This window comes from Pseudomonas fortuita (genome assembly GCF_026898135.2).
GTDB lineage: Bacteria > Pseudomonadota > Gammaproteobacteria > Pseudomonadales > Pseudomonadaceae > Aquipseudomonas > Aquipseudomonas fortuita.
Window position 1 is genome coordinate 3,688,342 of record NZ_CP114035.2, and the last position, 14,151, is coordinate 3,702,492.

Consider the following 14,151-nt stretch of genomic DNA (forward strand, 5'->3'; position numbering starts at 1 on the left):
ACCTCGGGCATTAAAATTCCGCTTGCAAAATAGGTATTACGGTATACCATCAGACACATCAACGATAAAAACCGCGGACCACCGCAGCCTTTTAGAGGTATTCCCGATGATCGACGCAACCGTCTACAAGAACGTCCTGGGCTCCTTCCCGTCCGGCGTTACCGTCATCACCACCCTGGACGATGACGGCTCGGTTGTCGGCCTGACCGCCAGCGCCTTCTCCTCCCTGTCGATGGACCCGCCGCTGGTGCTGTTCTGCCCCAACTACACCTCCGACTCCTACCCGGTGCTGATGAAACAGAAGCGTTTTGCCATTCACCTGCTCTCGGGTGAACAGCAAGCCGAAGCCTATGCGTTCGCCAAGAAGGGCAAGGACAAGGCCAGCGGCATCGAGTGGTCCATGAGCGAACTGGGTAACCCGATCCTGGCCGGCGCCACCGCCGTCATCGAATGCGAACTGTGGCGTGAATATGAAGGTGGCGACCACGCCATCATGGTCGGCAAGGTGCATAACCTGATCGTGCCCGAAGAAGCGCCCCGGCCGATGGTGTACTGCCGCGGCAAGATGGCCAGCCTGCCGGCCTTTGCCTGAAGCCTGTTCTGACTCGAGACCACTGGCGCCTCCCCTGCCAGGCGCCAGCCCCTTTCAAGCGTTGAGGAAAGCCCCATGAAATTTTCGTTGTTCGTACACATGGAACGTTGGGATGAACAGGTCAGCCACCGCCAGTTGTTCGAAGACCTGACCGAACTGACCCTGATGGCCGAAAACGGCGGTTTCAGCACCGTGTGGATTGGCGAGCACCACGCCATGGAATACACCATTTCGCCGAGCCCGATGCCGCTGCTGGCCTACCTGGCCGCGCGCACCGACAAGATTCGCCTGGGTGCCGGCACCATCATTGCGCCGTTCTGGAACCCGATCCGCGTCGCCGGCGAATGCGCCCTGCTCGACGTGATCAGCAACGGCCGCATGGAAGTGGGCCTGGCCCGTGGCGCCTACCAGTTCGAGTTCGACCGCATGGCCAATGGCATGCCAGCCACCGACGGCGGCAAGGCGCTGCGCGAGATGGTGCCGGTCGTACGTAAGCTGTGGGAAGGCGACTACGCCCATGACGGCGAAGTGTACAAGTTCCCCACCTCCACCAGCGTGCCGAAACCGTTCAACGCGACGCCGCCGATGTGGATCGCCGCCCGCGACCCGGATTCGCACAACTTCGCCGTGGCCAACGGCTGCAACGTCATGGTCACCCCGCTGATGAAGGGTGACGAAGAAGTACTGGACCTGAAGAACAAGTTCCAGGCCGCTCTGGACAACAACCCGGACGTGCCGCGCCCACAACTGATGGTGCTGCGCCACACCCACGTGCACAGCCCGGCCGAGCCGGAAGGCTGGAAAGTCGGCGCGCAGGCCATCTCGCGCTTCTATCGCACCTTCGATGCCTGGTTCGGTAACAAGACCGTTCCGGTCAACGGCTTCCTGGAGCCGAGCCCGGAATCGAAGTTTGCCGAAGTGCCGGCGTTCCAGCTGGAGAACATTCGCAAGAACACCATGATCGGCACGCCGGAAGAAATCATCGCGCGCATCAAGTACTACCAGGAGCTCGGCGTCGACGAGTTCAGCTTCTGGTGCGACAACAGCCTGCCCCACGCCGAGAAGAAGAAGTCGCTGGAACTGTTCATCAAGGAAGTGGTGCCGGCGTTCGCCTGAATTCCCATTGCCTGAATCATTGCGGGACGCGCCCGCTCACGTGGGCCCCTTCAGCCTGCGTGAGCGGGCTTTTTTTTGAAACCTTTACTGGCCCTATCGCCGGCAAGCCAGCTCCCACATTGCCACTACAGGCTCTGAATGCAGCGCGGTACCTGTGGGAGCTGGCTTGCCGGCGATAGGGCCAGTACAGACAGCAGCGAAATCAAGGCATCAGGCCACCTTTCGTCCCCCGACAAGAGAAATTTCCTGACACCTCTTGCACAACAAATATTATGGTATACCATCAGACAACAAGAGCTGATAACCCTCACCAGGAGCCCTCCATGAGTTTCGAAATCCGCAAGATCGTCACCTACTCCGAAGAGACCCGCATCGAAGGCGGCAAGGCCACCGACAAACCAGTGACCATGGTCGGCCTGGCCGTCGTGATCAAGAACCCATGGGCCGGTCGCGGTTTTGTTGAAGATCTGAAGCCGGAAATCCGCGCCAACTGCTCGGAGCTGGGTGCACTGATGGTCGAGCGCCTGACCGCTGCCATTGGCGGTGCCGACAAGATCGAAGCCTACGGTAAAGCGGCCGTGGTCGGCGCCGACGGCGAAATCGAGCACGCCTCGGCTGTGATCCACACCCTGCGCTTCGGCAACCACTACCGCGAAGCGGTGCAGGCCAAGAGCTACCTGAGCTTCACCAACAAGCGCGGCGGCCCCGGCACCTCGATTCAGATCCCGATGATGCAGAAGGACGACGAAGGCCTGCGTTCGCACTACATCACTCTGGAAATGCAGATCGAAGACGCCCCGCGGGCCGATGAAATCGTTGTGGTGCTGGGCGCTGCCGACGGCGGCCGCCTGCACCCGCGCATCGGCAACCGCTACATCGACCTGGAAGAACTGGCTGCCGAAAAAGCCAACGCTCAATAACAACAACCAAGACGGGCCGGGGCGTGGCGTGCTTTCCCGCCGCGCCCGACCTTCAAGGAGCGCCCTCCATGATTCAGCCTGTCGCTGAACGTACACCTGCCGGCACCAGCTACCTGTCCGTAGGCCAGGGCCAACCCGTGGTACTGATCCACGGCGTGGGCCTGAACAAGGAAATGTGGGGCGGCCAGATCGTTGGCCTGGCCAACGACTACCGTGTCATCGCCTACGACATGCTCGGCCACGGTCAAAGCCGCGTGCCGGCTGCCGACACGCCGCTGCAAGCCTACGCCGACCAGCTCGCCGAGCTGCTCGACCACCTGCAAATTCAACAAGCGACCGTGATCGGCTTCTCCATGGGCGGCCTGGTTGCCCGTGCATTCGCCCTGCACTACCCGCAGCGCCTGACTGCACTGGTCGTGCTCAACAGCGTGTTCAACCGCACCCCCGAGCAAAGTGCCGGCGTGATCGCCCGCGCTGCCCAGGCAGCGGAGCTGGGCCCCGACGCCAACGTCGATGCCGCCCTGGATCGTTGGTTCAGCCGTGAATACAAGGCTGCCAACCCGGCGCAGGTCGCCGCCATTCGCCAAGTGCTGGCGAGCAACGACCCGCAGGGCTACCACACCACGTATTCGTTGTTCGCCACTCAGGACATGTACCGCGCTGACGACCTGGGCAGCATCCAGGTGCCGACGCTGATCGCCACGGGCGAACTCGATTCGGGCTCCACCCCGGCCATGACCCGCCAGCTTGCCGCCAGCATTCCGGGTGCGCACAGCGTGGTCCTCGCCGAGCAACGGCATATGATGCCGGTAGAAGCACCCCGTGAAGTCAACAAGATGCTGCTGGACTTCCTCGCGCAAGCCCGCACCCTCACCGAATCCGCCAAGGGGATTGTTGCATGACCCTCGTTCGTTTCCAGATGTGCATCGACGGCCAATGGCGCGATGCGCAGAGCGGCAAGACCTTCGACAGCCTCAACCCGGCCACCGCCCAAGCCTGGGCGCAGCTTCCCGACGCTGACGAAACCGACGTCGAACTGGCCGTGCAGGCCGCCCAGCGTGCCTTCGACAGCAAGGAATGGCGCAGCATCACCGCCACCGCGCGTGGCAAGCTGCTGCGTCGCCTGGGTGACCTGATTAGCGAGAACAAGGAACACCTGGCCCAGCTGGAAAGCCGTGACAACGGCAAGCTGATCCGCGAAACCCGCGGCCAGGTCGGCTATCTGCCAGAGTTCTTCCACTACACCGCAGGGCTGGCCGACAAGCTTGAAGGCGGCACCCTGCCGCTGGACAAGCCCGACCTGTTCGCCTACACCGTGCACGAGCCCATCGGCGTGGTTGCCGGGATCATCCCGTGGAACAGCCCGCTGTACCTCACCGCGATCAAGCTGGCCCCAGCCCTGGCTGCCGGCAACACCATCGTGCTCAAACCGTCCGAACATGCCTCGGCGACCATCCTCGAGCTGGCCCGTCTGGCCCTCGAAGCCGGCTTCCCGGCCGGTGTGGTCAACGTGGTCACCGGCTACGGCCCGACCACCGGCGCGGCACTGACCCGCCACCCGCTGGTGCGCAAGATCGCCTTCACCGGCGGCGCCGCTACAGCCCGCCATGTGGTGCGCAGCAGTGCCGAGAACTTTGCCAAGCTGTCGCTGGAGCTGGGCGGCAAGTCGCCGAACATCATCTTCGCCGACGCCGACCTGGACAGCGCCATCAACGGTGCCGTGGCCGGCATCTATGCCGCCTCCGGGCAAAGCTGCGTAGCCGGTTCGCGCCTGCTGGTGCAGGACGAGATTTTCGACGAATTCGTAAAGCGCCTGATTACCCGCGCCAAGCGCATCCGCATCGGTAACCCGCAGGACGACGCCAGCGAAATGGGCCCTATGGCCACCGCGCAGCAGTTGGCCGTAGTCGAAGGCCTGGTGGCTGCGGCCAAGGCTGAAGGTGCCAAGCTGCACATGGGCGGCAAGCGTGCCGAGGTCGAGGGTGACGGCTGGTTCTACGAGCCGACCCTGTTCGAGTGCGACAGCAACTCGATGACCATCATGCAGGAAGAAGTGTTCGGCCCTGTCGCCGCGGTCATCCGCTTCAAGACCGAGGAGGAGGCCCTGGAAATCGCCAACGACTCGCAGTTCGGCCTGGCCGCCGGCATCTGGACCCGTGACCTGGGCCGTGCTCATCGCCTGGCCCGCGACGTGCGTTCGGGGATCATCTGGGTCAACACCTACCGCGCCGTGTCGGCCATGGCGCCAATTGGTGGTTTCAAGAACAGCGGCTACGGCCGTGAGAGCGGCATCGATTCGGTGCTGGCCTATACCGAGCTGAAGACCGTGTGGATCAACCTGTCCACCGCGCCGATGCCCGACCCGTTCGTGATGCGCTAGGAGGAACACAAGATGATCGAACCCGGCATCTACAAAGACGTGATGGGCTCTTTCCCGTCCGGCGTCACGGTAGTGACTACCCTGGACGCCGACGGCGCCATCGTCGGCATCACCGCCAGCGCCTTCAGCGCATTGTCGATCGACCCGGCGCTGGTACTGTTCTGCCCCAACTACGCTTCCGACACCTACCCGATCCTGCGTGACAGCAAGCAGTTCGCGATTCACCTGCTGTCTGCCGAACAGACCGCTGAAGCTTACGCCTTCGCCGGCAAGGGCAAGGACAAGGCCAAGGGCGTTGAGTGGCATTTGAGCGAACTGGGCAACCCGCTGCTGGCCAAGGCGACCGCGATCATCGAGTGCGAACTGTGGCGCGAGTATGACGGTGGGGACCACGCGATCATCGTCGGTGCAGTGAAGAACCTGGTGTTGCCGGCCGAGCCGGTGACGCCGATGGTGTACCACAAAGGCAAACTGGGCGCCCTGCCGCCCCTGGGCTGACCTTGAGACCGCCGGGGCTGCTTTGCAGCCCCCGTTCCCTTTTTTCTTCCGGAGTACGGCACATGAGTAACGAGAAGTACGACAAAGGCCTGGCCATCCGCACCCAGGTGCTGGGCGAGGACTACGTCAACCGCTCGATCCAGAACGCCGACGAGTTCACCAAGCCATTGCAGGAACTGGTCACCGAATACTGCTGGGGCCACGTCTGGGGCCGCGAAGGCTTGTCGCTCAAAGAGCGCAGCATGATAAACTTGGCCATGATTTCCGCGCTCAACAGGCCCCACGAGCTCAAGCTGCACATCCGCGGCGCATTGCGCAATGGCCTGAGCCGTGAACAGATTCGCGAAATTCTGCTCCAGGTCGGCATTTATTGCGGCGTACCCGCGGCGGTGGACAGTTTCCGCCTGGCCCGTGAAGCGTTTGCCGAAGCCGATGCGGAGTCAACCCGTTAACAACGGGCTGTTCGAACCACTGCATGGAAAGCCTCGGTTCGGGGCGTTCCGCGATGTTGGCGCAACAGCCTCATAAAGAGCGCTCCTGATGAAACGCCAGCCACTCGACGACAGCTTCAAGGTCAACCGCAACCCCGTTACCCTGCGCGAAATCGTGCTAGACAAGCTGCGCGCCGCAATCATGAACTTCCATCTGCTGCCCGGCGACCGCCTGGTGGAGCGCGACCTCTGCGACCGCCTCGGCGTCAGCCGTACCTCGGTGCGCGAAGCCCTGCGCCACCTGGAGTCCGAAGGCCTGGTGGAATTCGCCGACGCCAAAGGCCCGCGTGTCGCCATCATCACCCTGGAAGACGCCCGCGACATCTACGAGCTGCGCTGTGTGCTCGAAGGCCTGATCGTGCAGCTGTTCACCCTCAACGCCAAGGCCAAGGACATCCGTGCCCTGGAACGCGCCCTGGAGGTGAACCGCGAAGCGCTGGAAGAAGGCGAGCTGCAACAGGTGCTGGATTCGGTACAAGGTTTCTACGACGTGCTGCTGGAAGGCTCCGGCAACCAGGTGGCGGCCCAGCAACTGCGCCAGTTGCAGGCGCGCATCAGCTACCTGCGCGCCACCTCGGTGTCGCAAGAAAACCGCCGCGGCGCCAGCAACCGCGAAATGGAAAAGATCGTCGAAGCCATCAAGGGTGGTGACCCGCTGGTGGCCCACCAAGCTTCGGTCGACCACGTCCGCGCTGCCGCCAAGGTGGCCCTGGACTACCTGCGCCAGAAGCAGGATGACAACACCAAGGTGCGCGACATCGTCGAGCCCCTGGCCCTGAAGGAACCTCGCATAGGCCGCTGATCATGCCCAACGCCCCCCGCTACTGCCCGCACTGCACCACGGAACTGGCCCGGGGCGTTCCCACAGGCGACACCCACGAACGCCTGCACTGCACCGGCTGCGGCTACATCCATTACATCAACCCGAAGATCATCGCCGGCTGCATCATCGAGCGCGATGGCAAGTACCTGTTGTGCCAGCGCGCCATCCCGCCGCGCCCCGGCACCTGGACCTTGCCGGCCGGGTTCATGGAAGCTGGCGAGACCACCGAGCAGGCTGCACTGCGCGAGGTCTGGGAAGAAAGCGGGGTGCGTGCCGACATCGTCTCGCCCTACTCCATCTTCAGCGTACCCAGGATCAGCGAGGTGTACATCATCTTCCGCGCCGTCGTCGCCGAAGAAACCGGGCACTACGGGCCGGAGACCCTGGCATACAAGTTCTTCGAGCCCGACGAGATTCCGTGGGACGACATCTACTATCCGGCTATCCGGCAGATTCTCGAGCGCTACATCCTTGAACGGCAGGCCGGGGTCTACGGGATCTACATGGGCAATGACGACACTGGCAAGGTGCACTTCATGCGCTAGCCTGTGCCGGCCTCTTCGCGCGTGAACCCGCGAAGAGGCCGGCACAGGCCACCACAAAATGCTCGCCAACCGTCTATTCTCGGTGCACCCTAAGGCCTTGTGTTAAAGGACCGACAGAACAAATGGCGAAATGGCTAGACGGCGGCGGGCTGATGGCCGAACGCATCCGCAACCACAACTGGGCCGCCACCCCCCTGGGGCCATTGGAACATTGGCCTGACGCCCTGAAGACCACCATGGCCCTGTGCCTGGCTTCGCGTTTTCCGCAGGCGGTGCTCTGGGGCCCTGACCTCATCACCCTGCACAACGATGCTTTCATCCCGATTCTCGGGCGCAAGCCCTCGGCCTTGGGTATCCCCTTCCGCGACGTGTGGCATGAGGCCTGGGCCGATATCAGCAAAATGGCCGACTGTGCGTTGTCCGGCGAAGCGGTGTACATCGAAGACTTCCCACTGACGATCGACCGCAACGGCGGCCCGGAGCAGGCTTATTTCACCTTCTGCTACAGCCCGATTCGCGGCCTGGATGGCGAAGTGCTTGGCATGCTCGATACGGTTACCGAAACCACCGCCGGTGTGGTCACCAACCTGCGCCTTAACTTTCTCGACAGCCTCGGGCGCGCCGTGGCCGACGCCACCGACCCCGACCAGATCATGGCCATCACCACGCGCATGCTGGTCGAGCACCTTGGCTTGTCCAGCTGCGCCTATGCGGTAATGGAGCCGGACGAGAATGGCTTCACCATCTGCGGCGATGCCGTAGCACCCGGCTCCCCACGCCTGGTGGGCCAATATCACCTGCATGATTTCGGCCGCCTGGCGGTCAGCCGCCTGCGCAGCGGCCTGGCGTTGGTGATCAATGACAATCTTCGCGAACTGGCCGCTGACGAAGCGGCGACATTTCAGGCCATCGGCATCACCGCTACTGTCTGCATGCCGCTGATCAAGGCTGGCAGGCTGACCGCGCTGATGGCGATTCACGACCGTTTTCCCCGGGAATGGACCGACTACGAGCAAGCGCTGATCAGCGAGGTTACCGAACGTTGCTGGGCGCATATCCAGCGGGTTCAGGCCAATGCTGAAGTGCGTGAGGCGATGGCAGCGCTGGAGGCGCTCAACGCCAACCTTGAGCACCGCGTGGAAGAACGCACGACCCAGCTGCTGCACACCGAAGCCGTGCTGCGCCAGGCACAAAAGCTGGAAGCCATCGGCCAGCTGACAGGTGGCGTTGCCCACGACTTCAACAACCTGCTGACCATCATCCGTTCCTCGCTGCACTTCCTGCAACGCCCCGACCTCGACGAGAAGCGTCGCGAACGCTACCTCAAGACCATATCCGACACCGTCGACCGTGGTGCCAAACTAACCGGTCAGCTCCTGGCCTTCGCCCGCCGACAGGCCCTCAGCCCACACGTGTTCGAGGCAGGACCACGGTTGGAAGCGATGGCTGACATGCTCGACACCGCCACCGGCGCACGCATCCAGGTCGAGCTGCAGTTACCGCCTGCGCCGTGCCACATCCGCGCCGACCTCAGCCAGCTGGAGAACGCAGTGATCAACCTCATGCTCAACGGCCGGGATGCCATGGCCGGCGAAGGTGTGTTGCAACTGCGCCTGCAGGCCGATCAGCGCCTGCCGGCCTTGCGCGGCCAGCCGTCCCTGCCAGGCCCATTCGCGGCGATATCCGTGAGCGACAGTGGTACCGGTATTGCCGCCGATTTGCTGGAGCGCATCTTCGACCCGTTTTTCACAACCAAAGCTGCAGGTGAAGGGACCGGGCTTGGGCTGTCGCAGGTGTTCGGCTTTGCCAAGCAGTCCGGGGGGGATGTAGCAGTGACCAGTGCCCCCGGCCAAGGCACAACGTTTACCCTTTACCTGCCGCAGGAGGATCCGCCCGCTGCCCCGTCGGAAGACGCCTCGGCCGGCAGCCTGCTGCAAGCACAGAGCGAGCGGCGACGGATACTGCTGGTAGAGGACAATTCCGACCTGGCCCGCTTCAGCGCGCAGATCCTTGAGGACCATGGTTATCAGGTCAGCTGTGCACGCTCGGCGGAAGAGGCGCTGGCGCAGTTGACTGGCCCGGCGGGCGGTTTTGATGCGGTGTTTTCCGATGTGGTCATGCCCGGCATGGGTGGGTTGGCACTCGCCCTGGAGCTGCGCCGTCAGCGCCCGCAGCTTCCGGTGATCCTTACTTCGGGCTACAGCGATGCAATTGCCGAAGGCGGGCACCAAGGGTTTACCTTTCTGGCCAAGCCTTACTCGGCAGAACAGCTGTGCCAGACGCTCGGGAACGTCCTGGCCCCCTTGCCTCACGGTGTCAGTTGATTTGCCCGGCAATCAAGCCCAGGGCCACCGTAATCATCGCCACCCCCGACACCCGCCCGACCAGCTTCGCCGCCCCCGGCCGGGTACTCAACACGGCTTTGGCGCCATAGCCGACCAGTGAGTAGATCACCAGCGAGCTGCACAGGTGCACCAGCCCCAGCAGCAAGATCTGCAACGGCACTGGCCAGTTCGACTGAGGGTCGGTGAACTGCGGCAGCAAAGCCAGGAACAGCAGGAAAACCTTCGGGTTCAGGCCGCTGACGCAAAAGCCCTTCAACGCCCAGCGCGAACCCGAATCCCCCGCACCGCCCTGCCCGGCTGCCGGCAATGCCGGGCTCAACAACAGGTTACCACCCAGCCAAAGCAGGTAGCTGCACCCCGCCAGGGTGAGCAAGGTCAGTGCCAATGGGTGGCCTGCCAGCAGGCTGCCTACCCCGGCCGCCACCACCAGCGTCGCCAGGCAATGCCCCGACAACATGCCCGCCACCGCGGGCATTACCCAGCGCCCACGCATGCCTGCCGAAATGGCGTAAGCCCAATCTGCGCCCGGGGTAATCACGAACAGCATCGACACGGCCCAAAACGCCGTCAGCACACTGATAGCCACTTGAATCTTCCTTATCTACTGCCTTGGGATGTCGAAAGATTACGGATTCCGCCCGGGGATTTTCTTTCGTATATTCCCTGCAATCGCTCAATGACTGGAAGATCCTTCTCAATGGACAGAACTGATAGAAAAATGCTTGCCGAGCTGCAAAAAGACGGTCGGCTATCGGTAACCGAACTGGCCGACCGCGTAGGGCTCAGCCTGTCGCCCTGCCATCGGCGCTTGAAGGCACTGGAAGAATCCGGGGCGATTCTGGGCTATCACGCCCGCCTGGCGCCGAGCGCCCTGGGGCTGAATTTTGCCGCGTTGGTGTTCGTGACCCTGCGCGAGGTGACCCGGCAGCCGGTGGCGGATTTTGAAGCGGCACTTTCGGAGATTCCGCAGATTGTCGAAGCACAGCGGTTATTCGGCGACCCGGATTACCTGCTGCATGTGGTGGCCAAGGACCTGCCGGCGTTTCAGAAGCTGTATGACGAGCACCTGACCAGCATTCCCAATGTGAAACGCCTGAGCTCAACCCTGGTGATGAAGGAAGTGATCCAGGACCGGTTGTTGCCGATGTAGCTCTATTGCCTGTACTGGCCCTTTCGCGGGCTAGCCCCGCGAAAGGGCCGATGCAGGCAACCATTCAGCTGCCCTGCAAATGCGCACGACGCACCATCAACGCCCGCCGCGTTCTGCCGAAACAGGGCTCAACCCCTCTACTTCAAGCCCTGCCGCCAACTGGCACCGTCCTTGCTACCGTCCCCCGCTTAAGCTTTTGTCAGCCTTAGGTTTTTTAAGGTTTATGGGTACATATTTACTAATTTCTCGTTATCCCCGCGCCCCGCATCATCCCTCCAACAAGAACGCGTTGCCCATCGCCGGCACGCCCCCGGGCAGCTCCCGATGCCCTACCTTGCCTTGGAGTCAGTCATGACCAGTGCAGCCAATTCGGCACCCCTGATAGAAAAACACACAATCGGCTACGTGCCCCCGCAAGACCGCCATGGAAAGGTAAGGGATCTGTTCACACTGTGGTTCGGCGGCAACATCGCCCCGCTGCCCATCGTCACCGGCGCGCTGGGCGTGCAGCTGTTCCACCTGAACCTGATATGGGGCATCGTCGCCATCCTGGTCGGTCACCTGGTCGGGGGGGTGCTGATGGCACTGCACTCGGCCCAGGGCCCGCAAATGGGTATCCCGCAGATGATCCAGAGCCGCGCCCAGTTCGGCACGCTCGGCGCGCTGCTGGTGGTGGTAATCGCCGGCGTCATGTACATCGGCTTCTTCGCCTCCAACATCGTGCTCGCCGGCAAATCGCTGCACGGTGTGGTCGATGCCGTACCGGTGCCGGTGGGCATCGTCATCGGTGCCTTGGGTTCAGGCATCATCGGCATCATCGGCTATCGCTTCATCCACGTGCTCAACCGCATTGGCACCTGGGTACTGGGCATCGGTATCGTGGTCGGCTTCGGCTACATCTTCAGCCACGTGCAAAGCGACGACTTCCTCACCCGCGGCGGCTTCAACCTGGCCGGCTGGTTGGCCACCGTGTCGCTGGCGGCGCTGTGGCAGATCGCCTTTGCGCCCTATGTGTCGGACTACTCGCGTTATCTGCCGGCAGATGTGAAAGTCAGCTCGACGTTCTGGACAACGTACCTGGGCTCAGCCCTGGGTTCGAGCCTGTCGTTCATCTTCGGCGCCGTGGCGGTACTGGCGATTCCGGCCGGGATGGACACCATGGATGCGGTCAAGCTGGCCACCGGTACCCTGGGCCCGATCATGCTGGTGCTGTTCCTGCTCAGCGTCATCAGCCACAACGCCCTCAACCTGTATGGCGCTGTACTGTCGATCATCACCCTGGTGCAAACCTTCGCCTATCGCTGGATCCCCACCGCCAAAAGCCGTGCGGTGCTGTCGCTGATCGTGCTGTCGGCCTGCTGCGTGGTGGCGGTGTTCGCCTCGGCAGACTTCATCGGCCACTTCGTCGACATGGTGCTGGTGCTGCTGGTGGTGCTGGTACCGTGGACGGCGATCAACCTGATCGACTTTTATGCCATCCACAAAGGTGACTACGACATCCAGTCGATCTTCCAGGTCGATGGCGGTATCTACGGGCGTTACAACCCACAGGCGTTGATAGCCTATGCGGTAGGTATCGTGGTGCAGATCCCCTTCATGAACACGCCGCTGTATGTCGGGCCGATTTCCGAGCACATCAACGGGGCTGACCTGTCGTGGCTGGTAGGGCTGGCAATTACCTCACCGCTGTACTGGTGGCTGGCCAGCCGTGACAGTGCCTACCGTCGTCGGCAGACAAGTGCCAAGTTGGCCATGGGACACTGATTCAACCTGTAACGGCCCTATCGCCCAGCCTCACCACGAAGCATTACACGAAGGTGAACGCCACCCCCTTGAGCTGCACCAGTGCCTGCCCAATGGGCGATACGCCCTCGACATAGCCTCCCAGCGATGGCGCTGATATGGGCGATTGGGGTGCCCTGGGGCTGCTTTGCAGCCCCAAAAACGGTGGATCAGTACTGCGCCTGCCCCGGCACCCAGGCCGTCCCCGCCAAGGGCACCCGCGCCATCGCGGCCGCTTCCACGGTCAACGCCACCAGGTCCTCCGGGTCAAGGTTGTGCAGGTGCGACTTGCCACACGCCCGCGCCATGGTCTGCGCCTCCAGCACCAGCACCCGCAGATAGTTCGCCAGCCGGCGACCCGCTTCTTCCGGGTTCAGGCGCCCGGCCAGGTCTGGGTCCTGGGTGGTGATGCCAGCCGGATCGCGACCGTTCTGCCAGTCGTCATAGAAGCCCGCAGCCGAGCCAATCTTCTTCAGCTCGCTGTCCAGCCGCGGATGGTTGTCACCCAGTGCAATCAATGCCGCCGTGCCGATGGCCACTGCGTCTGCCCCCAGGGCCATGGCCTTGGCTACGTCGGCACCGTTGCGGATACCGCCAGAGACGATCAGCTGCACCTTGCGGTGCATGCCCATTTCCTGAAGCGCCTGCACCGCCTGCGGGATGGCCGGAAGAATCGGGATGCCAACGTGCTCGATGAACACTTCCTGAGTGGCTGCGGTACCGCCCTGCATGCCGTCTAGCACGATCACATCTGCACCAGCCTTTACCGCCAGCTTGACGTCGTAGTAAGGGCGGCTGGCACCGATCTTCACGTAAATGGGTTTTTCCCAGTCGGTGATCTCGCGGATCTCGGCAATCTTGATCGCCAGGTCATCCGGGCCGGTCCAGTCCGGGTGGCGGCAGGCACTGCGCTGGTCGACGCCGATCGGCAAGGTGCGCATGCCGGCTACCCGCTCGGTTACCTTCATGCCCAGCAGCATGCCGCCACCGCCCGGCTTGGCGCCCTGGCCGAGGACGATCTCGATGGCGTCGGCCTTGCGCAGGTCGTCGGGGTTCATGCCGTAGCGCGAAGGCAGGTACTGGTACACCAGGTGCTGCGACTGGCCACGTTCTTCCGGGGTCATGCCGCCGTCACCGGTGGTGGTGCTGGTGCCGGCGATGGTCGCACCACGGCCCAGCGCTTCCTTGGCGTTGGCCGACAACGCGCCGAAGCTCATGCCGGCGATGGTCACCGGGATTTTCAGGTGGATCGGCTTTTTCGCAAACCGGTTGCCCAGCACCACGTCGGTGCCGCACTTCTCGCGGTAGCCTTCCAGGGGATAGCGCGACACGCTGGCGCCGAGCAGCAACAGGTCGTCGAAGTGCGGCACACGGCGCTTGGTGCCACCGCCGCGGATGTCGTAGATGCCGGTTTCGGCGGCACGCTGGATTTCCTGGATGGTCAGGCGATCGAAGGTGGCCGACTCACGCAGTACCGGGGGGAATTGCTCGCTCATGGGAATGCTCCTG

Annotated in this window: 14 protein-coding genes; 12 read left to right on the forward strand and 2 right to left on the reverse strand. The window is 62.9% G+C overall.

Annotation, left to right across the window (positions count from 1 at the left end; all coding sequences use genetic code 11):
- The first annotated feature begins 106 nt into the window (after nucleotides 1–106).
- From OZ911_RS16780 to OZ911_RS16825, 10 genes are all read left to right on the forward strand, one after another.
- Nucleotides 107–592, forward strand: a complete 486-nt coding sequence (locus OZ911_RS16780) for a flavin reductase family protein (RefSeq protein ID WP_023047057.1) — start codon at nucleotides 107–109, stop codon at nucleotides 590–592.
- A 75-nt stretch (nucleotides 593–667) separates the two neighbouring features.
- Complete coding sequence (locus tag OZ911_RS16785; protein ID WP_016487517.1) at nucleotides 668–1,708, forward strand: LLM class flavin-dependent oxidoreductase; 1,041 nt, start codon at nucleotides 668–670, stop codon at nucleotides 1,706–1,708.
- A gap of 323 nt (nucleotides 1,709–2,031) precedes the next feature.
- The gene (locus OZ911_RS16790; protein WP_003256068.1) at nucleotides 2,032–2,628 is read left to right on the forward strand and encodes an amino acid synthesis family protein; all 597 of its coding nucleotides are present in this window, start codon (nucleotides 2,032–2,034) and stop codon (nucleotides 2,626–2,628) included.
- Between the two features lie 68 nt (nucleotides 2,629–2,696).
- Entirely contained in the window at nucleotides 2,697–3,530 is an 834-nt protein-coding gene (locus OZ911_RS16795) for an alpha/beta fold hydrolase (RefSeq protein WP_016487518.1), read from the forward strand.
- Entirely contained in the window at nucleotides 3,527–5,008 is a 1,482-nt protein-coding gene (locus tag OZ911_RS16800) for an aldehyde dehydrogenase (RefSeq protein ID WP_070086915.1), read from the forward strand. Before OZ911_RS16795 ends, OZ911_RS16800 begins: the two co-directional genes overlap by 4 nt.
- 12 nt (nucleotides 5,009–5,020) lie before the next feature.
- Nucleotides 5,021–5,506 (forward strand): flavin reductase family protein, encoded by a 486-nt coding sequence (locus OZ911_RS16805; protein WP_016487520.1) that lies wholly within the window; start codon nucleotides 5,021–5,023, stop codon nucleotides 5,504–5,506.
- 62 nt (nucleotides 5,507–5,568) lie between these two features.
- Complete coding sequence (locus OZ911_RS16810) at nucleotides 5,569–5,958, forward strand: carboxymuconolactone decarboxylase family protein (protein WP_023047056.1); 390 nt, start codon at nucleotides 5,569–5,571, stop codon at nucleotides 5,956–5,958.
- Between the two features lie 88 nt (nucleotides 5,959–6,046).
- Entirely contained in the window at nucleotides 6,047–6,799 is a 753-nt protein-coding gene (locus tag OZ911_RS16815; RefSeq protein ID WP_016487522.1) for a GntR family transcriptional regulator, read from the forward strand.
- A 2-nt stretch (nucleotides 6,800–6,801) separates the two neighbouring features.
- Nucleotides 6,802–7,365, forward strand: a complete 564-nt coding sequence (locus OZ911_RS16820; protein ID WP_016487523.1) for an NUDIX hydrolase — start codon at nucleotides 6,802–6,804, stop codon at nucleotides 7,363–7,365.
- 122 nt (nucleotides 7,366–7,487) lie between these two features.
- On the forward strand, nucleotides 7,488–9,689 hold the full coding sequence (locus OZ911_RS16825) for a GAF domain-containing hybrid sensor histidine kinase/response regulator (protein WP_268968373.1): 2,202 nt from the start codon (nucleotides 7,488–7,490) through the stop codon (nucleotides 9,687–9,689).
- Here the strand turns inward: OZ911_RS16825 and OZ911_RS16830 are convergent.
- A complete protein-coding gene (locus OZ911_RS16830; RefSeq protein ID WP_016487525.1) occupies nucleotides 9,682–10,296 on the reverse strand; it encodes a LysE family translocator in 615 nt (204 codons plus the stop codon). The genes OZ911_RS16825 and OZ911_RS16830 overlap by 8 nt on opposite strands.
- 111 nt (nucleotides 10,297–10,407) lie before the next feature.
- Here OZ911_RS16830 and OZ911_RS16835 point away from each other — a divergent pair, with 111 nt between their 5' ends.
- Together OZ911_RS16835 and OZ911_RS16840 are read left to right on the forward strand one after the other, a co-directional pair.
- The gene (locus OZ911_RS16835; RefSeq protein WP_016487526.1) at nucleotides 10,408–10,860 is read left to right on the forward strand and encodes an Lrp/AsnC family transcriptional regulator; all 453 of its coding nucleotides are present in this window, start codon (nucleotides 10,408–10,410) and stop codon (nucleotides 10,858–10,860) included.
- Between the two features lie 351 nt (nucleotides 10,861–11,211).
- The gene (locus OZ911_RS16840; protein ID WP_016487527.1) at nucleotides 11,212–12,624 is read left to right on the forward strand and encodes a purine-cytosine permease family protein; all 1,413 of its coding nucleotides are present in this window, start codon (nucleotides 11,212–11,214) and stop codon (nucleotides 12,622–12,624) included.
- A 188-nt stretch (nucleotides 12,625–12,812) separates the two neighbouring features.
- On the opposite strand, the gene OZ911_RS16845 is transcribed toward OZ911_RS16840, so the two are convergent.
- Entirely contained in the window at nucleotides 12,813–14,138 is a 1,326-nt protein-coding gene (locus OZ911_RS16845; protein ID WP_016487528.1) for an FMN-binding glutamate synthase family protein, read from the reverse strand.
- Between the last annotated feature and the right edge of the window lie 13 nt (nucleotides 14,139–14,151).

Excerpts from the sequence above, each read along its gene's own strand:
- OZ911_RS16800 (WP_070086915.1), top strand. The coding sequence starts at position 3,527 with ATGACCCTCGTTCGTTTCCAGATGTGCATCGACGGCCAATGGCGCGAT.
- OZ911_RS16820 (WP_016487523.1), top strand. The coding sequence starts at position 6,802 with ATGCCCAACGCCCCCCGCTACTGCCCGCACTGCACCACGGAACTGGCC.
- OZ911_RS16815 (WP_016487522.1), top strand. The coding sequence starts at position 6,047 with ATGAAACGCCAGCCACTCGACGACAGCTTCAAGGTCAACCGCAACCCC.
- OZ911_RS16835 (WP_016487526.1), top strand. The coding sequence starts at position 10,408 with ATGGACAGAACTGATAGAAAAATGCTTGCCGAGCTGCAAAAAGACGGT.
- OZ911_RS16805 (WP_016487520.1), top strand. The coding sequence starts at position 5,021 with ATGATCGAACCCGGCATCTACAAAGACGTGATGGGCTCTTTCCCGTCC.
- OZ911_RS16790 (WP_003256068.1), top strand. The coding sequence starts at position 2,032 with ATGAGTTTCGAAATCCGCAAGATCGTCACCTACTCCGAAGAGACCCGC.
- OZ911_RS16780 (WP_023047057.1), top strand. The coding sequence starts at position 107 with ATGATCGACGCAACCGTCTACAAGAACGTCCTGGGCTCCTTCCCGTCC.
- OZ911_RS16825 (WP_268968373.1), top strand. The coding sequence starts at position 7,488 with ATGGCGAAATGGCTAGACGGCGGCGGGCTGATGGCCGAACGCATCCGC.
- OZ911_RS16840 (WP_016487527.1), top strand. The coding sequence starts at position 11,212 with ATGACCAGTGCAGCCAATTCGGCACCCCTGATAGAAAAACACACAATC.
- OZ911_RS16795 (WP_016487518.1), top strand. The coding sequence starts at position 2,697 with ATGATTCAGCCTGTCGCTGAACGTACACCTGCCGGCACCAGCTACCTG.
- OZ911_RS16845 (WP_016487528.1), bottom strand. The coding sequence starts at position 14,138 with ATGAGCGAGCAATTCCCCCCGGTACTGCGTGAGTCGGCCACCTTCGAT.
- OZ911_RS16810 (WP_023047056.1), top strand. The coding sequence starts at position 5,569 with ATGAGTAACGAGAAGTACGACAAAGGCCTGGCCATCCGCACCCAGGTG.
- OZ911_RS16785 (WP_016487517.1), top strand. The coding sequence starts at position 668 with ATGAAATTTTCGTTGTTCGTACACATGGAACGTTGGGATGAACAGGTC.